The sequence below is a fragment of the Pseudomonadota bacterium genome, assembly GCA_018823285.1.
In the GTDB taxonomy this organism is placed as follows: domain Bacteria; phylum Desulfobacterota; class Desulfobulbia; order Desulfobulbales; family JAGXFP01; genus JAHJIQ01.
Map to the genome: position 1 here is coordinate 1 of JAHJIQ010000077.1, position 20483 is coordinate 20483.

General features: G+C 50.4%; 19 protein-coding genes. 3 read left to right on the forward strand and 16 right to left on the reverse strand.

The annotated features are described in order from the left end of the window. Positions 1-144: 144 nt before the first annotated feature. From KKG35_16865 to rfbA, 16 genes are all read right to left on the reverse strand, one after another. The gene (locus tag KKG35_16865; GenBank protein MBU1739803.1) at positions 145-1377 is read right to left on the reverse strand and encodes a glycosyltransferase family 4 protein; all 1233 of its coding nucleotides are present in this window, start codon (positions 1375-1377) and stop codon (positions 145-147) included. Continuing rightward, positions 1325-2635, reverse strand: a complete 1311-nt coding sequence (locus tag KKG35_16870) for an O-antigen ligase family protein (protein MBU1739804.1) — start codon at positions 2633-2635, stop codon at positions 1325-1327. The genes KKG35_16865 and KKG35_16870 overlap by 53 nt, the downstream gene beginning before the upstream one ends. Continuing rightward, positions 2632-2856 carry a hypothetical protein gene (locus KKG35_16875; GenBank protein ID MBU1739805.1) on the reverse strand — a complete coding sequence of 75 codons (225 nt, stop codon included), beginning with the start codon at positions 2854-2856 and terminating at the stop codon, positions 2632-2634. Before KKG35_16875 ends, KKG35_16870 begins: the two co-directional genes overlap by 4 nt. Positions 2857-2864: 8 nt before the next feature. Further along, entirely contained in the window at positions 2865-3674 is an 810-nt protein-coding gene (locus KKG35_16880; protein MBU1739806.1) for a glycosyltransferase family 9 protein, read from the reverse strand. Between the two features lie 57 nt (positions 3675-3731). Next, on the reverse strand, positions 3732-4646 hold the full coding sequence (locus KKG35_16885) for a glycosyltransferase family 2 protein (protein ID MBU1739807.1): 915 nt from the start codon (positions 4644-4646) through the stop codon (positions 3732-3734). 230 nt (positions 4647-4876) lie between these two features. Next, on the reverse strand, positions 4877-5650 hold the full coding sequence (locus tag KKG35_16890; GenBank protein MBU1739808.1) for a glycosyltransferase family 2 protein: 774 nt from the start codon (positions 5648-5650) through the stop codon (positions 4877-4879). A 160-nt stretch (positions 5651-5810) separates the two neighbouring features. After that, the gene (locus KKG35_16895; GenBank protein ID MBU1739809.1) at positions 5811-7133 is read right to left on the reverse strand and encodes an aminotransferase class V-fold PLP-dependent enzyme; all 1323 of its coding nucleotides are present in this window, start codon (positions 7131-7133) and stop codon (positions 5811-5813) included. Continuing rightward, entirely contained in the window at positions 7124-7840 is a 717-nt protein-coding gene (locus KKG35_16900) for an NAD-dependent epimerase/dehydratase family protein (GenBank protein MBU1739810.1), read from the reverse strand. Before KKG35_16900 ends, KKG35_16895 begins: the two co-directional genes overlap by 10 nt. A 163-nt stretch (positions 7841-8003) precedes the next feature. Continuing rightward, positions 8004-9869, reverse strand: coding sequence for a carbamoyltransferase (locus KKG35_16905; GenBank protein MBU1739811.1), 1866 nt, complete (start codon positions 9867-9869; stop codon positions 8004-8006). An 11-nt stretch (positions 9870-9880) separates the two neighbouring features. Continuing rightward, positions 9881-10030 carry a hypothetical protein gene (locus tag KKG35_16910; protein ID MBU1739812.1) on the reverse strand — a complete coding sequence of 50 codons (150 nt, stop codon included), beginning with the start codon at positions 10028-10030 and terminating at the stop codon, positions 9881-9883. Positions 10031-10049: 19 nt separating this feature from the next. Further along, entirely contained in the window at positions 10050-10433 is a 384-nt protein-coding gene (locus KKG35_16915) for a hypothetical protein (GenBank protein MBU1739813.1), read from the reverse strand. 184 nt (positions 10434-10617) lie between these two features. Beyond that, a complete protein-coding gene (locus tag KKG35_16920) occupies positions 10618-10722 on the reverse strand; it encodes a hypothetical protein (protein ID MBU1739814.1) in 105 nt (34 codons plus the stop codon). Between the two features lie 115 nt (positions 10723-10837). Further along, positions 10838-11977: a glycosyltransferase family 4 protein gene (locus tag KKG35_16925; protein ID MBU1739815.1), complete on the reverse strand. Its 1140-nt coding sequence runs from the start codon at positions 11975-11977 to the stop codon at positions 10838-10840. A gap of 98 nt (positions 11978-12075) precedes the next feature. Beyond that, the gene (gene waaC / locus KKG35_16930) at positions 12076-13128 is read right to left on the reverse strand and encodes a lipopolysaccharide heptosyltransferase I (GenBank protein ID MBU1739816.1); all 1053 of its coding nucleotides are present in this window, start codon (positions 13126-13128) and stop codon (positions 12076-12078) included. An 18-nt stretch (positions 13129-13146) separates the two neighbouring features. Then, the gene (gene rfbB / locus KKG35_16935; protein ID MBU1739817.1) at positions 13147-14295 is read right to left on the reverse strand and encodes a dTDP-glucose 4,6-dehydratase; all 1149 of its coding nucleotides are present in this window, start codon (positions 14293-14295) and stop codon (positions 13147-13149) included. A 114-nt stretch (positions 14296-14409) separates the two neighbouring features. Then, positions 14410-15285: a glucose-1-phosphate thymidylyltransferase RfbA gene (gene rfbA / locus KKG35_16940; GenBank protein MBU1739818.1), complete on the reverse strand. Its 876-nt coding sequence runs from the start codon at positions 15283-15285 to the stop codon at positions 14410-14412. 389 nt (positions 15286-15674) lie between these two features. On the opposite strand from rfbA, the gene KKG35_16945 reads away from it, so the two are divergent. From KKG35_16945 to dnaE, 3 genes are all read left to right on the forward strand, one after another. Next, positions 15675-15842, forward strand: coding sequence for a Trm112 family protein (locus KKG35_16945; GenBank protein ID MBU1739819.1), 168 nt, complete (start codon positions 15675-15677; stop codon positions 15840-15842). Then, on the forward strand, positions 15835-16686 hold the full coding sequence (locus KKG35_16950; GenBank protein ID MBU1739820.1) for a sugar phosphate isomerase/epimerase: 852 nt from the start codon (positions 15835-15837) through the stop codon (positions 16684-16686). Before KKG35_16945 ends, KKG35_16950 begins: the two co-directional genes overlap by 8 nt. A gap of 215 nt (positions 16687-16901) precedes the next feature. After that, a complete protein-coding gene (gene dnaE / locus KKG35_16955; GenBank protein ID MBU1739821.1) occupies positions 16902-20465 on the forward strand; it encodes a DNA polymerase III subunit alpha in 3564 nt (1187 codons plus the stop codon). Positions 20466-20483 lie beyond the last annotated feature (18 nt).

The following is a 20483-nucleotide window of genomic DNA, read 5'->3' on the forward strand; positions in this document are numbered from 1 at the left end:
TGAGGTGCATCGGATTTCTCCTCTCTGTCATGGTTCTGTCGGGAAACAAAACCTTAACAAAGTTGGTTAAATCCGATGCTTTTTCTTTTTCATGCAATTACAGCCATTGATTGATTTTCAACTTTTTTACGAATGAACCATAATTTATGAATCATGCTTTACCATCGCAACTTCCGAACAAATTCTGATCACTTCTTCATGATTTTTCTTGGAAGAATAGGCCTGTGCCTTCCCGGCCGCTCGAAAAGACATCTCGTCTAAAGTTTTTGAGTCCAGATATACTGACATGACCGCGCTGAGTTCTTCTGCTTCCGGGGGATGCATAATCACATGGCCGTCAACTCCAGAATCAATTATTCCGGCAGCACCGTTATATTCCGTTGTTATGGCCGGGACCCCACATGCCATGGCCTCGATGGTAACCAAAGAACAAGTATCGTAATAGGTTGGCAAAACGAAAACATCGGCATTGGCAAAATAAACTTCCGGTGTTGTCGTCGGTCCAGGAAATATGACTATGTCGTCCAAGTTCATTTTTTTCACACGAGCCATAATCCGGTTGCCAGGCTTACGGCCGACCACAACTACTTTAAATCTGCCCTTATGCTTTCTTTGAAGAATGGCTGCCGCCGACAGCAAAACAAAAAGACCTTTCTTCCTGAGGGTATAGGAAAGAAAAAGGAAAAGGACCTCCCTCTCACCAACATCAAGCTCAGCTCTGAGCGGGCCTCGATATTTCCTCCTTACTACCGGATTAAATCTATCAAGATCTATCCCGTTGTAGACAAGATCAACTTCAGAGGAAGGCACCTTAAAGGCAGTGGCAAAATCATCAATAACCATCTGGGAGATAGCTATTATCCGAGGTCTAAGCGACAGCCTAAAAGGAGAGGACTCTATCCAATTTCGCATCTTGTCCTTCATAGAAAGCAAGATAAAAAACCTTTTTAACAATCGCAGTAATGGATTTTCGATTGAAAAGCATTTTCTGGCAGTTGAATAGCGGTGTACACCACCGTGGGTCTGATAGACGTTCATATATATTGTGTTACCAAAGCCCACAACCACATCTAAGCCTGTAGCCAGGACCATCTTTCGGTGCTTAAAAGCAAAAACGAGCATCTTTAACCAAGCAGGGAGATATTTAGGCACCACAATCCGGTGGAAGATCGCTTGTTCTGGGTAGCCATCCCATTCCTGAGCGAAAAGATGCACCTCCCAACCCTTTTTCACAAAAGACTCTGCCAGGGCCAAGGCGTACGATTCAGCCCCACCAGCGTATCTGCCAAATTTGTCTAGAGCAAAGGCTATTGAATGCACCATATTAAATTCTTGAATATTCTCCGACCATATCAAAATAATCCTTTTCAAATCCATGCTGTTTCCACAATATTGAAACAAAAGATATCATCAGAGTAAGATAATACACTTGTACATGGCTGAATACCGGTTCAAAAAAACCAATTATCAAAAAGGATATTAGGGAGCTTGCGATTCCAATGGCCCAGATTTGTCTTGCAATGTTCTCACCTCTACCAACCTCCCATAACATCCTGAAAAGACAAAAAAAGAACCACAGAAACAGGCCAAAGCCAACAAAACCGGTTCTAACAAGAACATCAGTAAACAAATTGTGGGGGTCACTTAGTATCTCGACATGATGGTATTTTACGCCATACACTCTCTCCATCCTCTGTAAATAGATACCAAGATCCAGACTCTTGCCAAATGTTTCCATACCGAAACCTATACCGATAAAAGGGTGATCCTTAACGACCTCCAATACAAGTAAAGCATGCGTAAGCCTCGGATCTTTAGTGAGGTCACCATTAAGAAAACGTCCCTTGAGGGGAGAAAATGATGCTATTACTGCCAGGATCACCAGCAGTATAACAATCTTCTTTTCCCGGCATAAAAAGGAAAAAAACAGACCAGATATTATCAGTGCGGCCCAGGAACTCCTTGACTGAGTCAGGATCAAAGCGGAAATCAACGGAATGTAGAGCAGCAGATACAAAAGCCGCAAGTACAATTTGTTTGTATCAACAAGATTGCAATAGATGAGGAAACAAGAAAAGATTATCGGGATGTTTATTAGATTTTGGGTCATTCCTTCCGAATTGCCATAAAACCTTACTCCAAAATCAAAATCGGTCACAAAATAGAACTTTATAAGAGCATAGCTCACAAACGAAACGAGGGAGATTGTAATCAGCCAGGATAGCAGCCTCATTTTTTTCTCATTCCAAAAAAAAGAAACTATCAATACGGCCAATATACTGTACCGGAACAGCAATGAATATATATCATGCCAGCTATTCGATTTATCCAGAGCAAAAAATAACCCGAAAACCGCCCATGCCGAGAAAAGAACGGTTGGAATAAATAATGGAGTTCTGAAAAAAAACATCCCTTTTCTGTTAGTCAGAAGTAACAGAATAAACAGGAGGAGAGGTATATAAAAACAAATTTCCCTTACAGTCGTCGTATGAGCAACAGGATTGAACAGAGTCAGTACAGAAAGAAAGAAAATTATTAGATTCCCTGCATGATCCTTAATCCACGCTTGATATAAACCCATGAGCCTTCTACCCGCTAGATAATATTCTGCGCATTCCTGATTTTCGTTGATCACGATAAGTTGGCAACCAGTTCACCCAACATCTTCGCAGCGCTGCTTCTGACTTCTTCAACCGTCAATTCGTCAAGGCACCGGCGTGTTCCACTGTTGCCACACCCCTTCTGCCGACAGGGAACACATTCCATATCTGTTTGGAGCACCATATGTAGAGGCCCGACGGGTGCCCAGGATACAGGAGAAGACGGCCCATATATGCTGACGGTTGAAGTCCCCACCGCTGCTGCTATATGGAGCCCAAACTGTCTACCCCGAAAAACAGGTCACACTTTTTAAGCAAAGCCGCATACATGGCGATTGATGTTTTCCCCGCCAAGTTATAACAGCCGACCACCCCGCAAGAATCCACAATCCCCTGTGCCCGATCATGTTCATGCTCCGCTCCGGTCACAATTGCTATTGCCATCTTTTCGTCAATCAGCCACCGGATCAAGGAGGAAATATTCTCACTCGCCCACTCCTTGTAACCCCAAAGGGAAAAAGGCTGGACGGCAACAAGAAAACATCCGTTTTCAACCCCCTGCTCCCGCAACAGTCTTGTGATCTCTTCTGACCGGGTTTTACTCACGGACAGTTCAGGAGTTCTGCCCACCGGTGAAATACCAAAAGATTCCAGCAGGCAGAGCAGATAGTCAACAACATGCTCATCAGGAGAATACTCACGATGCAGAAGAGGGGCGAAAACCCGGTTCCGCCACAACTTCCCATCTTCCGCATAAAAACCAATTCGCTGTTTCGCTCCTGAAAGAAGGCCCAGCATCGCTCCCCTTGTTCCCGTTCGCAGATCAACCGCCAACTCACATCGATGACAGCGAAGATCTCTAAAAAATCCTAGCTGATAGCGCAGTTCTTCCCAGAATGTTCTAGAGCTTTTCGCAACCACTGCCAAATGGTCAAGCCATGGGCAGTCTTCAAGCAACTCCGCGGCTTTCTCTTTTACGGCAACGACAATTCTTGACTCAGGAAAATTTTCCCGCAGCGCCCGAATACAGGGAGTCGTCAATACGACATCACCAATATCACCAAGCTGGATCAACAGGATACTGCTTGGATTGCCATGAATTTTCTAATTCCCCGAGATCATGGCAACAGCTTATTCAGGGCAACCCTGCAAGTGCCAGAAAAAAAGGTTCAGATAAAGCTCAAGCCGGCCCCTTATTCCCCGGTGAAGGCCAAGGGTCAGAATCATCCCCGCAATATTCAGAATGACATTATTCACCAGCCGGAGCACCACCAGAAGGCTCATCAAAAGCCAGACTTTCGGGAACCATTTCCGGAAATACAGATACCGTGAGCGATAGAACATCTTCCGAGCCTTCACATTATGCCCGGCACTCTGGCCCTGTAGGTGATATATTTTCGCATCCGGCACAAAACAGGATTTCCAGCCCGCCTTGTGCATGGAAAGAGCCCAATCGGTTTCTTCCATAAACACAAAATACCGTTCATCGAGAAGCCCAACTTCTTCCATTGCCTGTTTGCGCACCATAAGACATGCGCCGATGCAGGAATCAACAGTGATGGGTTTGGTGTATTCCCGACGTTTGCTGGGAAATCCTGCGGGGAACAACAGACGCAATATCGTCTCGTTGCAGAGGAGAGAAAGCGGGCTCGGAAAATTGGCGATTGAATTCTGCTTGCTACCATCACTATTGAGAAGCTGTCCGCAGGCCATTGCCGCATCCTCATTACCTTCCAGGAATGTGAACAGCCTGTGCACTGCCCCCTCAGTCAGGACCGTATCAGTACTCAAGAGCAAGGCGTATTTCCCCTGCATAACCCGCAACCCTTTGTTGTTACCGGCAGCGAACCCAAGGTTCCTGTCGTTTCGGATAATGCGCAATTGGGGGTATTTCTCACGAACAACATCAACACTGTCGTCCTTTGAAGCATTGTCGACCATCAACACCTCAATGCTTAACCCCTTGACGGTGTCATACAAGGCGGCCAGACAATCAAGCAGCAGGTCCCGTGTGTTCCAGTTAACTATAATTATTGAAACATCCATTCTATATCACCCGTCAGACTCCCAAAGCCCGGTTCATTGTCCATTTCATGCCAAAGACCTAAACCCGTGACGGCTTAGAAACCAATCACAGATCAACGAGTTTAAATTGGGTCGATAATTCCGGCCCAAGTCTTTTTACCAAAATCCACCCCGCCGCCCTTCAGGTAATTCGAAAACGGATTCAGGAAAGATTATTTTTAGAAAAGAATTTCCCAGTCCACTCAGATATTTCAGGCTACCCTCTTGGACTGTCTGTGCAGTTCACGCAGCTTGGCATATTTAAAGAACACATTCATACAATCCGAGATGGCCATAATAAACCCTTCCCCTCCATCAAGAAAACCTTTATTAAGGAAATAGTTTGCGACAAAAGCCCAGAGGGCACGACCGAAGGCTTTTGGCACAGAAGAAGACACTCCCTTCCTGAAAAGCTCCTCCGCGCCCGCTGAAGAGTATGCATTCACCTTGTCCAGGGTCTGCCGCAGACTTCTGTTGGCAAAATGAATGAGGGGTTGAGTTAGTTCTCCTGTCTCCCCATCCACTACCAGTGCCTCATGGACCAGTCGGGACGACATGTGTGCCCTCCCTTTTCTGAACAGGCGGACGACCCTGTCCGGCCACCAGCCGGCATGTTTCAACCATCTGCCACAGAAATAATTTTTTCTCGGCAGGCTGTAGGCCGCACATGATTCGGAAGAACCAAGCACATCTATTATTTCATCATATGCCTCGCGACTCACCCGCTCATCCGCATCAAGAACAAGAATCCACTCAGATGAGCAATAGTCAATGGCCGTCTGCTTCTGAATTCCAAAACCCTGCCATGGCACAGAATAAAAACATGCCCCATGTTCCACTGCAATCTCCTGAGTCCTGTCGGTACTGCCCGAGTCAACTATCACAACCTCGGAAGCAAATCCAACACTCTGCAGACAATCCGCAAGTCGCTCTTCTTCGTTAAGGGTTATAATTGCCACGGATACCGGCAGCGGTTCGACTTCCACAGAATCTCCAAATAAACAAGATAGATCTTTATTTAAACTGAATCCGTGAACAAACACACCGAAGGGCTACGGGGTGAACTTTGACAACAAGAGGCAAATCTCAATTACCAACGCAATTTCAACACATTGATCTTTGATTAGCCACAAAGCCATCACGGATTCAGGTAATACTCTCCACAAATTCTTTAAGCACACGGTCAAAATATTCAAACATCTCTTCCTGATATCCGGAGTGACAGCCGACAAAAAACACCTGCTCCAGCACCTTGTTGGCATTTGGATATTCGGCCGCATCCCCCAAGTCTTTATAAGCCGGGTGCAGGAGGATGTTGCCGGCAAAATAATTCCTAGTCTGAATCCTGTTCGCCTCCAGATATTCAACCAGTTTATCCTTTAATTCTCTGGTCTTACAAATAAGCGGCACTCCAAACCAGGAGGTTTCGCTATTCTCGTTTTCCTGAGGGGAATCAATTTCATCACCAAGGTGTTTCTTGAAGATCGCCTCAATCCTGTTTTTATGCAAACGTCTCTTCTTATGGATCTCATCAACCTTTTCCAGCTGCTTTAAACCAATTGCACCCTGCATATCCAGGGGTTTTAAATTGTAGCCCCGATTGGTGAACAGATATTTATGATCTATCTTGCCGTCGTAGCCATCAAGCCATCGGCCAAAACGGTGCTTACAGGCCCCGGTGCTCGAAAGATTAGCCGCGCCCACACAAAAACAATCCCTGCCCCACCAGGCGAAACTTCGGGCCAGATGTACTAGTTTCTTATCGTTGGACGAAACCATGCCGCCCTCCCCGGTGGTAATATGGTGGGCCGGATAAAACGAACCGGAAGTCACATAGGCGAACTCAGACAATTCTTTGCCGCGCCAGCGACTTCCCAGAGAGTCGCATCCGTCCAGCACCAGCAGGACATCCTTTTTTGCCGCGATCTCCTGTAGATAATCCATATCCGGCGCATTGCCAAGAACGGGTGAAAGAAATATTGCCCGGGTCTTCTCGGATATCGCCTTTTCAACCATATTCAGATCGAAATTCAGGTCGTCGAAGGTGATATCAACAAAGACCACTTTCAGGTTGTTCTGAACAATGGGGGCGATAGTGGTGGGAAAACCGACCGGCGAAACTATTACCTCGTCACCATCCTGCCAGTTAAAATGTTTCTTCAAGGCGGCAACCATAACCAGATTGGCAGAACTACCGGAATTGACCATAACCGAAGAAGCAAAACCGTACTTCGCAGAAAAGGCCTTTTCAAAGGCGGCTACACTTTCTCCGGAAACCAGCCACTTGCCGGTCAGGAAAGCCTCAACACCCGCCGCGATTTCCTCTTTGTCCCAGGTTGGCCCGGAGTAGTAGATCCAATCCTTTTCAGGGTCAAAACCCTTCTTGTTGGCTAAATATAAAGCCGGCGGGAGGTTCCCGCCCTGCTCGAGCTTTATGACAAGTTCCTTTACCAGTTCATTCACTGACATAACTCTTTAATACCCTCCGCAAAAGTTATTCGCTGGTTAAAACCAAGCGCTTTCAATCTGTCGACATTCATGTAAAAATCCTTAACCTGAACAACCCTGTGAAATTCCGGAGGCTCAATCACGTTGACCTCGGAACTGGAACCTGTGCATTCTCGGACCAGATCGATCACATCTTTAAACAATATCTTTTCTCCTGAACCGATATTGTAAATCCGGTTCAGTTCACCTTTGGCAACCACAAGATCGATGGCATCGGCTACATCTTCAACATGGAGATAATCGCGGTAGAAATGGCCGCCATGATAAAGATCGACAGGTTCGCCTTTCACCAGTTTATCGATAAGGAACTGCAAGGCATTCTTCTGTTTGGACACTCCGGCGTCCCCCCTTCCGTAAACATTTCCCAGCCTCAGAATCCGATAGTCCACCCCGAAAGTCTGACAATAGGAAACAAGCAGTTCTTCGGCTGCCCGCTTGGTAATTGAATAGAAACCCTTGGGGTTGCAGACGGACTCTTCGGTGGCCGGCAGCTCCGTATCACCATAGACAAACCAGGAAGAAATAAAATTTAAGACACTCTTACCCGGCGTCAGATTTTTCAACACATCCACCAGCACCGTCAGATTGGTGTTGATGTCCTTGTGGATATCATCAAACACATGATAATTATGGGTCGTGCTGATAAAATAGACGAGTTGATCAGACATAGGCTGCCGCTCTTCACGACCAATCAGCACCGGAGAAAAAGAAGTCCTCTCACAGAATCTGGATCCCACAAAACCGGTACCCCCGAAAACCGAAACATTTTCTTTACTCATCATTTTTCAAATCAACCTTGTCAAATAATTGTTTGAATCCGCGATACTGTGCTCAGTCCAGATCGTAGGCATCTTGCCAGTCCTCTTCCTGCCATTCCGGCTGATCTTCTTTTCTGAACAGAAAATTGTTGATCACCAGCCAGTCCATCTCGGTCCGCATGAAGCAGCGGTATCCATCATCAGGCGTGCAGACAATCGGTTCACCCCGGACGTTGAAACTGGTATTCACCACCAGACCGCAACCGGTCAGTTCATGGAACGAATGGATCAGATTCCAGTAACGGACATTGGTCTCCTTATGAACGGTCTGGATCCTGGCGGTATAGTCAACATGGGTCACCGCCGGGATGTCTGATCGTTGATGATACAGCCTGTCATACATGCCCATCCTGTCATAGTCGGCAGGCACGGGTTTGCGATGGCTCTCCTTTACCGGTTCAACCAGAAGCATATAGGGGGAACGGGTTTCCAGCTCAAAGTATTCTCCGGCTTTTTCCACCAGAACCGACGGCGCAAAGGGCCGGAATCCCTCGCGGTACTTGATTTTAAGATTCAACTTTTTCTGCATTTCCGGATCACGGGGGTCTCCAAGAATACTGCGATTCCCCAGCGCCCGGGGACCATATTCCATTCTCCCCTGAAACCAGCCGACCACTCCCGAATCGGCAAGAATTTGTGCCACCTTCTTATAGAGCTCTTCGTCGGTCAAACGGACAAAATTCGCTCCGAATTTTCTGCACATCCTCGCCACATCAATCTCACTGAACTCCGGTCCCAAGTACGAACCCGACATCGAGTCGGAATTGCCGTCGCACAGACGTTCTTTTCCCTGCCAGATATGGTAGGCGGCAAAGGCCGCTCCCAACGCACCTCCGGCATCTCCGGCCGCCGGCTGGATCCAGAGCCCATCGATTATCCCGCTGTTCAACAGCTTCCCGTTGGCCACACAGTTCAGAGCAACCCCCCCCGCCATCACCAGATTGTTATGCCCCGTGATTTCCCGGGCGGTTCGGGCAAGTCGCAGCACAATTTCTTCTGTTACTTCCTGGATAGCCAGGGCCAGATCCATATATTCCTGGGTCAGTTCCGACTCAGGTTGCCGTTTCGGGATCCCGAACAACTCTTTCCATTTCCTGTCCCTGCACATCCTGAGACCGGTGGCAAAGTCAAAGAATTCCATATTCAAAAGAATCGATCCGTCTTGCTTTAAATCCACCAGGCGTGAAACGATCTTTTCTTTGATCTCAGAAACCTGTCGACTGCCGGCGCGGCCGTATGGAGCAAGGCCCATCAACTTGTATTCGCCGCTGTTGACCTTGAAGCCGCAGTAGTAAGTAAAGGCGGAGTAGAGCAGGCCGACGGAATGCGGAAAGGGCAGCTCCTTGAGGACGGTTATTTCTTTCCCCGTCCCCCTGGAAATTGTTGTCGTTGCCCATTCGCCGACGCCATCGACGGTAAGAATGGCCGCATCCTCGTAAGGTGAAGGGTAAAAGGCGCTTGCCGCATGGGAGAGATGGTGTTCAGGGAAAAGAAGTTTGGGCCGCTTGCGGATCGTACTCCCGGCTACCTTCTCCAACTCATCCCACAACATCTTTTTCATGAAGAGTTTTTCTTTGATCCAGACCGGCATCGCAGAAAGGAAACTCATAAGTCCGCGAGGCGCAAATGCGTGATAGGTCTCGAGAAGGCGCTCAAACTTGAGGTACGGTTTGTCATAGAAAGAAACTGCATCGAGATCTGAAACGTTCAATCCCCCTTCCGCCAGAACATATTTCACCGCATTTACAGGAAAGGAGGCATCGTGTTTCCGGCGGGTAAATCTTTCCTCATGGGCGGCAGCAATTATTTTCCCGTCAACCAGTAAAACGGCAGCGCTGTCATGGTAGAAGGCCGAAATTCCAAGGATCGCGGAAGTCATTTAAGAAACCCCTAAAACAAGGTGTAAACAAACGGTGCAATAGCCGAACCGCTGGTCAGGACGATCAGAACACCGAAGAGTAGCAGCGTAAGAATAATCGGCAGCAACCAGAATTTTTTCCTGACTTTCAGAAACTCCCAGAGATCTTTCAAAAACTCCATTCACTCTCTCCTTTATAATTCAGAAAGGTTTTTCAAGTTCATCGGCCACGTAGCGATGATCTCGATTTACAAAAACGGTACCCGCAACTTCGCCCCATTTCCTGACCCCCATCGCATCTGCTCCTCCAATCCTTCTGAACAGACCGACAGGTGTCACGATAAGAAAAAAAATAAGGGACAGAAGGATTTTGGAGACCACCGCCCCCATCATATGGGACAGGCCAAACCAGACCTCTGCCAGTGGCTTGAAGATAGAGGGCCAGGTCATGGCGGTGACCAGAACAACCACCGCAACCACCGCCCACTGAACATTGCCGGTGTAAAGCAATACCAGCAAAAGAATCAGAATTGCCGCCATGGCCGTGTCTTTCGCCTGATCAACACTCTTCTTGTTCCTGTCCATTTGCATATTTAACCTATGCACACAAGGTTTCCGCTATGCCCCATTTAACAATTCAATGAGCGGGCATCATAAGCAGTTTATGGCTTAGCGGGAGATTACACCTTTCACCATTGCATTATTTTACTGACGGTTTGAGTGGGACTTATAAACCTATGAATGTGATCGGAGGCAACTTTACCGGATATTATATCAAGTTCATTTCCATCGCTATTTGACGAAATATGTCACGACTACGAATGGTGACTTCACCGTTTAATACCTTTTTGCGGCATTTCGGAATCCAAATCACATGAACTTTTAAATCCGGTTTTGTATGTGCACAGGTCTTTTACCGTCGCATAGCAACAAATATAAACTTTGCTTCGCCTGAAGGCGAGAGGTTTCAACTATCACCGATGGGGACACTAAATTGACATCTCTTTCGTCGAAACCACTTTATAAAACAGCTTTTCATATTTAACAGCCTGGCAGTCCCAGGTGTGTTTTGTCGCGGTTATCCTTGCCTCCTCGCCAATCTTTCTTCTTAAATCCTGATCACGTAATCGTTCCAAAACTCCGGTCAATTGTTCAACAGTCTCAAACACAAAGCCGTCTCTCCCATGAGTTATGACCGCTGCCGCCCCGGTATTCTTACTGGTTAATGAAGGCAAACCACAGGCCATTGCTTCAAGCACGGTCATCCCAAAAGCTTCGGAACGGGAAGGAAGAACCACCACATCAGCTGTCGCATAGAATCTTCGAATATCATTATCCACAAACCCTGCAAAGGTCACCTGCTCGAAGAGGTTATACTTTTGCACAAGCCCTTCAAAAAAACTCAAATTATCTCCCCTGCCAACCACCATAAGTTTCATGCCCGTGCCAACGGCAGATAAAAGAAGATCCAGCCCTTTTCTTTTAAATTCCGAGCCAACAAAAAGAACCACCATTTCATCAGGCCTATACCCGAACTCTTTTCTGGCTTCATCACGCCAACCAGTTGTCAACTCTGGATTGAACAATTCGGTATCTACACCGGGAGAAATAATTTCAACATTTTTTGTGCGGCAATAATATTTCTCACAGTCATCCTTAATAACTCCAGAAACCGCAGCCAACCAAGAAGTTTTCATCTGTCGCCGCTCCAACCACAAATAAATCCAGCTACGATAACTCAGAAACTTTTGATCCAGACGCCTGATAAAATTGTATTTATAGAGTCCACTTTTATAAGAAAAGGTGTGAACGGTCAGAACATCCTGGCAATATGCACGCTCATGAGAATGAATCACATCAAAAGTTTTATTTTCAAGAAGTTTACTGGCCTCCATGGCGAATGAGACCGAATTTACGGCGCTGGAAAATGTAAATTTATCGGGCACCTTATAAAAATGAATGCCATCCAGATATTTCGTATCCGCCCGCCTTGCAAAAAGATGAATATCGTGCCCACGCCTCCTCAACCGGGTGGTAATTTCAACAGCATACCTCTCAGCACCGCCACTGGTGACAAAACTTTTCACCAGCACTGCAATTTTCAGTCGTTTTTTCTGCACATCAGACATTATTCAGCTTCCCTTTCAGAAAATTGCTATGCAAAAACCAAAAAATTCACGATAGCCTCAAAAAAAAGAATATATAAACCTTTTTGCGAATTACACTTCTATTTCTGATTATCGCATAAAATCTGGTCAACTGCTTCCAGAACCTGTTCAGTGCTGATCCTTTGCATACACTGCTTATCCACACAATCCTTTTTCAGACAGGGGCTGCATTCGATCTTTGATCGCAGAATACGATGCCCCCTGCCATAGGGTCCCGTCCTCCAGGGCGCAGTGGGTCCGAAAACAGCCGCAACCGGTGTCCCTACTGCAGCTGCAATATGCATCGGCCCGGTGTCAGTTGTAATCAGAATCTTTGCACGCTGATATAATGCGGCGAGTTCCTTCAGCGAGGTTTTTCCAGCCAGGTTCATTGCCTTAATGCCGAAGCGGGAAATCAAATCATCAATCTCAGGTTCTTCAGATGGACCGCCGGTAAAGACAACCTTGATTTTTTTATCAACTAAAGATCTGGCTAATGAAGCAAACTTGTCATTATCCCAGAGTTTGGTTGGCCAGGTTGCATGAGGATTGATAGCGATCAGCGAGTCTTCCGGCCCGATCCCTGCAGCCCGGAGAATCTCGGCAACTCTTTGAGTGTCCTTTTCCCCGATCGGGAAATCAAATCTCACCTCATTACATTCCACCCCGATTGCTTTTAACAGCAGCAACTCCCGGTCCAGGGCATGGATATTCATGTTTACCGCCGGGATTCTCTCGTTCAGGAAGAGCCAGCTGCACTCGGCATGCTCCATCCCCCTGCCAAAACCAACTTTTCGCTCTGCCCTGGTCAAAGCAACGAAAATGCCGCTTTTAAGCAATCCCTGGAAATCAATCAGCAGGTCATATCGAGTATCCCTTAACTCGCGGATAAAACCTGAAACTTCTCTTAATGTGGAGAAAAACTTGCGCCCACACAGTTCTTTCGTCCATCTTTTTCTACCGGACACCAGCAGGCGGTCGAGAGACTTATGTCCTCTTACCACGTCTGCGGCCGCCTCTTCCACCAGCCAGGTGATCCGGGCCTCGGGATATTTTTTTCGCAGGGCGTTTAATGCCGGCAGGGTATGGGTCACATCTCCGATGGCACTGGTTTTGACGATCAGAATTTCCAATGTTTATCCCCTGACGACTCAATGAACATGCCGGTAATTGTGTTCCACCCACGCGCGATAACTGCCGTCCATTACATGCCGCCACCACTCCTCGTGGGTCAGATACCAGTCGATGGTTTTGCGGATGCCGGTGTCAAAGGATTCGACCGGAGCATAGCCAAGCTCCGAGGTGATTTTCCCGGCATTGATTGCATAACGCCGGTCGTGCCCCAGCCGGTCGGCAACATGGGTGATAAGCGTCTCCCCTTTCCTGCCGGAAACCTGGGGAGCCCCAGGGAAACGTTTTGCGAGCCCGTCATCTATCGCGAATTTTTCATCAAGTATACTGCAGACCAGCCTGACGATCTCCATATTGGTCCACTCGTTGTTGCCGCCGATGTTATAGGTCTCACCGGTCCGCCCGCTCCGGATCACCAGATCGATCCCCCGGTTATGGTCGTCCACATAGAGCCAGTCCCTGATCTGCAGACCATCTCCGTAGACAGGCAGAGGTTTGCCGTCAAGAAGATTTGCGATCATCAGAGGGATCAGTTTTTCCGGGAACTGATAGGGGCCGTAATTATTTGAACAGTTGCTGGTGGTCACCTTGAGCCCGTATGTCTCATGATATGCCCTGACCAGATGATCGGACCCGGCCTTCGAAGCCGCATACGGAGAATTGGGTTTGTAGGGGTTGGTTTCGGCAAAGGGAGGATCATCGGCCGTAAGCGTCCCATAAACCTCGTCGGTGGAGACATGATGGAAGCGATGCTCTGCGGCTCCTTTCCTGTCAAGCCAGACAGCCTTGGCCGCTTTCAACAGGGTATGAGTGCCGACCACATTGGTATCGATGAACTCGTCCGGTCCATGAATCGAGCGGTCGACATGGGACTCGGCGGCAAAGTGAACGATGGTATCAATCTTTTCCTGCTGCAGCAGCTCAAGAACCAGCTGATAATCGCGAATGTCGCCCTTGACGAACCGGTAACCGGCCGATTCGGAAATCCCGGCCAAGTTTTCAAGGTTCCCGGCATAGGTCAGGACGTCAAAATTCACCACCCGGTCTGCCGGATATTGATCAAGCCAGTAGCGGACAAAATTCGCCCCGATAAAACCGGCTCCGCCGGTAACCAGAAGTGCCCGTTGCCGCCTGGATCCAGAAGTGAGCTTATTGGTGAACTCAGCCATCTAACACCTCTTTTACGTCCTCGCCTTTATTCGCTGACTTGAAGTCAGGAACATGTATAAAACGATCGGCCATCCACAAAGATGCCCGACCTCCATTTTGCCGAAAACGCTTCATCAGGTAACATTGCCAAGTACGAACTTGACAAGATAATCTCCATACTCGTTTTTGCCATGAAGCCTGGCAAGCTGCGAGAGCTGATCCGCATTGATATAGCCAAGTCGGTAACTTATCTCTTCCAGGCAGGCAACCTTGAGTCCCTGGCGTTCTTCGATCACCCTGATGAAATTAGCCGCATCCAGCAACGAATTGTGGGTACCGGTATCCAGCCAGGCCGTGCCACGACCAAGTATCTCGACCTGAAGTTCCCCTCGGTTGAGATAAACCCTGTTCACATCAGTTATTTCCAGTTCACCACGAGGAGATGGTTCAATTCCTCTGGCAATCTCAACAACATTGTTATCATAGAAATACAAACCGGTAACTGCATAGCTAGATTTCGGTTTCTCGGGTTTTTCCTCGATATCCGTCACATTACCTCCCCCATTAAAACTTATCACACCATACCGCTGGGGATCGCGTACATAATAGCCAAACACTTTCGCCCCTTTCTCAAGAGTGACAACCCTCCTCAGATTCGTACCAAGACCCGGACCATAAAAAATGTTATCCCCGAGAGTCAGGCAGACGCTGTCCCTGCCGATAAAATCCGCGCCGATAATAAAGGCCTGGGCAAGCCCCTCCGGTTTCGGCTGCGCTGCGTACGCGAGCGATATCCCCCACTGGCTGCCGTCGCCCAGGAGCTGCATAAACTGCCCCTGGTCCTCGGGGGTGGTGATGATCAGAATCTCCCTGATCCCGGCCAGCATCAGGGTCGAGAGCGGATAATAGATCATCGGCTTGTCATAGACCGGCATCAGCTGCTTGCTGACCGATCTGGTGAGCGGATAGAGCCTGGTCCCGGATCCCCCCGCAAGTATTATTCCTTTCATTATTCTCTCCGATCCTGCAGTTTATAAACCTGCCCAAAAAAAACACCCTTCCCGCGTCAAATCCCGAACCGCGTGACACTCCGAGCCTCCTTGCCGTCGCTTACCTCGAGCCACGGGGAGGTACTCGCTGTTCATGTTCAACAACGCCCTGCCGCATCGGTTTTGATCTTCCATACCGCAGGCCCACACTATATACAAAATTTTACGGTTTTAGGCAGATGATTTTATTAAAGCCTCCAATCTATCCGCTGGCACTGTATGACGCAACCATCAATAAGATCCCTTCCTCTGCACCCCGACAATCTGCCGGATACCTCCGAAGCATCTTGCATTATCGGGCCCGGAGTTTTATGTTCTAGGCCGAACCCAGAAACCCAGGAGAAACTAGGATGATCAAAAAAGAACTGCTCGACATTCTCGCCTGCCCCAAGTGCAAGAAGCCGGTCACGCTGAACGATGCAAAAGACGGCCTGATCTGTGATAAATGCAAACTCCTCTATGAGATCCGAGACGATATCCCGATCATGCTGATCGACGAAGCAAAAAAAATTGACTGACCGCGCCCCGACAGAGAGTAAACGGCCCGTCCTTTTCCCCGATCTGACCCGCAGACTGTTTGTCAATGCCCCCTTTGACCGGCTGCAGAAAGGGCTGCTCCCCCTGTTCATCGAGCATGGCCTGCAGCCGGAAATCGGCCTGGAAGGTCTCTGCCTGTACCGGAAGAGCCGCACCGAATTCCGGGAGGTTGCCGCAACGCTGAAAAAAGCGGGGCTTTCCTGTACCCTGCACGCCCCTTTTTTCGACCTCTCCCCCGGCGCCCTCGATCCGAACATTCTCCGCACAACCCGTGAGAAATTGAAAAAGGCCTTTGCCCTGATCGAGATTTTCGAACCGCATTCGATCGTCTGCCACCTTGGTTATGAAGCCAACAAACACACCTTCAACCATGCTGACTGGCTGAAAAATTCCATCGAGACCTGGCAGGAACTGCTGGCCATGGCCGAACCCCACCGGGTGCCGGTGATGCTTGAAAACACTTATGAAACGGGCCCGGAACAGCATATCGAGGTGCTCACCGCTCTCAATTCCCCCTGCGCCCGCTTCTGCCTGGATGCGGGTCACACCCTGGCCTTTGCCCGAAACAGCTGGCGGGATTGGCTGCCTCCCCTTTCCCCGTGGCTCGGCCAGCTCCATCTTCACGACAACGCGGGCGACATGGACCGCCATCTGGCAATCGGTCAGGGGATCTTTGATTTTGCCGGGCTTTTCGACTACCTCCGTAACAACCAGCTCCGTCCGGTCATCACTCTGGAACCGCACCAGGAAGAGGGTTTATGGACGAGCCTTGCCGCCCTCGCAGGAATGGATTTGCCCGATCCGCATTTGACCTTATCATCCTGATATCATTACGTATATTTCTTAGCAGCAACAAATTTCCCCACTCGCTTTTTTACTGATGCCATTCGTGGTCGCTGATGCTATATTGATATCCCGGTCACATTTTTTCCGGTTTTTTTTCGCCATCCCATCCCGATAAAGCCGAGTTGAGCAGCTTGTCTGCTCGTACGAGACTTATACCCGAAGGGTGAAAGCTTTTCGACTACAGGTTGCAATTCATGAGCAGTGAGAGCCACCCCGCTGAAGTACCGCCCGCCGATTTTGTCCATCTGCACGTCCACAGCCATTACAGCCTGCTCGACGGCGCGATCCGGATCGAAGACCTGATCAGCAAATCCCTTGAATTCGGAATGCATTCAGTCGCCATCACCGACCACGGCGCGATGTACGGCGCCCTCGAATTCTACAACAAGGCGAGAAAAGCAGGGCTCAAACCGATCATCGGCTGCGAGCTCTATGTCGCCCCGGGCAGCCGGTTCGACAAGAGCGCCAACAGCAAATCGGGCGCGAGTCACCTGGTCCTGCTGGCGATGGACTTCACCGGTTACCGCAATCTGATGCGCCTCGCCTCCATCGCCCAGCTGGAAGGCTTTTATTATCGGCCCCGGATCGACATGGAGGTCCTCGCCGAATTCAACGAAGGGTTGATCGCCCTCACCGCCTGCCTCGGCGGGGCCATCCCCCAGGCCCTGAAAACCGGCGATATGAAGGCGGCGCTGGCACGGACCAAAGAGCTGCAGGATATCTTCGGTGACCGCCTGTACCTGGAACTCCAGGAAAACGGCATCCAGGAGCAGACCCTGGTCAACAAGGGTCTGGTTAAACTCGCCGCGGAGACGGGGATCCCGCTGGTCGCCACCAATGACTGTCATTATCTTACCCGGGAACTGAGCCATGCCCACGAAGTTCTCCTCTGTATCCAGACCGGCAGAACCATCCACGACGACCGGCGTTTCCAGTTTGATTCCGACCAGCTCTACTTCAAATCCCCCCGGGAGATGAAGGAGAGTTTTTCCTGGTGCCCGGAAGCCATTGCCAATACTGAGACAATCGCCGCCCGCTGTAATCTTGAGCTGACCTTCGGCGACCACCACTTCCCGGAATTCCCTGTCCCGGAAGGGGAGACGCTCGACTCCCTCTTCGAAAAAGATGCCCGCCAGGGGCTCGAAGAAAAAATTGCCCTCCTGAAAGAAATGGGGGAGTTCAGCGCTGAGCAGGAAAAGGTCTACCGCGACCGCCTGGAGATGGAAGTGGACGTGATCAAGCGGATGGGCTTCCCCGGCTATTTCCTGATCGTCGCCGACTTCATCAAGTGGGCCAAAGCAAAAGACATCCCGGTCGGCCCCGGCCGCGGTTCGGGCGCCGGCAGCCTGGTCGCCTACTGCATGCAGATCACCAACCTCGACCCGATCCCCTACGGGCTCATCTTTGAGCGGTTCCTGAACATCGAGCGTAAGTCGATGCCCGACTTCGATGTCGATTTCTGCCAGGAGCGCCGGGGCGAGGTGATCGATTACGTCAAGGCAAAGTATGGCGGCAAGGACCACGTTGCCCAGATCATCACCTACGGGTCGATGAAGGCACGCGGCGTCATCCGCGACGTGGGCCGCGCCCTCGACATTCCGCTGGCCGAAGTGGACCGGATCGCCAAGCTGATCCCCGACGAGCTCAAGATCACCATCAAAAAGGCCCTGGAACAGGAACCGCGCCTGAAGGACGCCATCGACCGCGATAAGGACATCGAGAAGCTGATCAAGATCTCCATGGCCCTGGAAGGGATGCCCCGGCACACCTCCACCCATGCCGCCGGGGTGGTCATCTCGCCGAAGCCGATGTACGAATACCTGCCCATGGCCCGAAGCACCAAGGACGACAACGAAGTCCTGACCCAGTACGACATGGCTCACACCGAGCAGACCGGGCTGATCAAGTTCGACTTCCTCGGCCTGAAAACCCTGACCGTGATCGACCGGGCGCTCCGCCTGATCCAAACCAGCCTCGGCCGTACCCTTGATATCGACCGGATCCCCCTCGACGACCTGAAAACCTTCGATCTCCTCTGCAAGGGCGATTCTCTCGGCGTCTTCCAGCTGGAAAGTTCGGGGATGCGCGAACTCCTGGTCAAGATGAAACCCGAGCAGTTCACCGACATGATCGCCCTGGTTGCCCTTTACCGCCCCGGCCCGCTGGAAAGCGGGATGGTGGATGATTTCGTCAACACCAAGCACGGCCGGATGATCGCCACCTACCCGTTGAAGCAGCTCGAGCCGATCCTGAAGGAAACCTACGGGGTCATCGTTTACCAGGAACAGGTGATGAAGATCGCGAACGTCCTCGCGAGCTACTCCTTGGGCGACGCCGACATGCTGCGCCGGGCGATGGGCAAGAAAAAGGCGGAGGTCATGGCGGCCGAGAAGGAGAAGTTTCTCGCCGGTTGCGAGAAAAACAGCGTGCCGATGGACAAGGCGGAGAACATCTTCGACCTGATGGCCAAGTTCGCCGGGTACGGTTTCAACAAATCGCACAGCGCCGCCTACGCCCTGATCGCCTACCAGACCGCGTATCTCAAGGCGCACTACCCCGCCCAGTTCATGGCCGCGCTTCTTTCCTGCGACCGGAACAACACCGACAAGGTCGTCCTCTACATCAGCGAATGCCAGGACCACGAGATCGACGTCCTGCCCCCGGACATCAACGAAAGCGACAGCGATTTCACGGTTATCGAGGAAAGGGTCCGCTTCGGGCTCGCGGCGGTGAAAAATGTCGGCGGCGCAGCCCTCGACTCGATCATCGAAGAGCGCCATGACAACGGCCCTTATCTCTCACTCGAGGATTTCTGCAACCGGATCGATTCCCGGAGGGTGAACAAGCGGGTGATCGAGAGCCTGATCAAGGCCGGCGCCTTCGATTCCCTCGGCGCCAAGCGCGCCCAATTGTTCGCCGTTCTCGATATCGCGATGGAGCAGGCGCAGGCCGCGCAGCGGGACCGCCTTTCCGGCCAGAAGTCCCTGTTCGGGATCCTCCCGCAGGCGGAAGCGGTCCGCTCGACTGCGATCAAGCTGCCCGACATCCCCGAGTGGCCGGAAACCGAGAAGCTCTCATTTGAAAAAGAAACCGTCGGTTTTTACCTGACCGGCCACCCGCTGGACAGCCACAAGCTGGAACTGAAGATGGTGACCACCTCGATGATCACCGGGCTTGCCGAAGCCGACGGCAAAGCGGTCCGGGTCGGCGGGCTCGTGAAAAGCCGCAAGGAGATCAGAAATAAAAAAGGCGAACGGATGGCCTTTGTCACCCTCGAAGACATCTCCGGCACCGCCGAGGTGGTGATCTTCGCCAACGTCTTTCAGGAGTGCAAGGATCTGTTAAACGACGACAAGCCCCTGATCGTTCAGGGCAAGGCGGAGGTGGATGAAAACAACTTCAAGATCATCGCCGATGAAGTGGTCTCCCTGAAAGAGGCCCGCGAAAAATACACCGAGTCGGCCCGGGTCATGCTCCGCTCCGATCAGGTCAGCCGGAAACGGATCGAGGAGATCAAGAAAATCGTTCTCCAGAACCACGGCTCCTGCCCGGTCCATCTCACCCTCCATTTCGACAACCGGGGAGAGGTCGATATCGAGATCCCCGGCGACTTCACCGTTAAACCCTCCCTCGGCTTCTCCACCGCCATCGAAGCAAAACTCGGCTACCCGGCCGTCACCTACACCACCCGCCAGCCGGAACTGAAAGTCCGAAAGCAGCCCTGGAAACAGAACCGGCAGGAGAACGTGCCCGTTTAATCGCCTGCCATTCCGGAA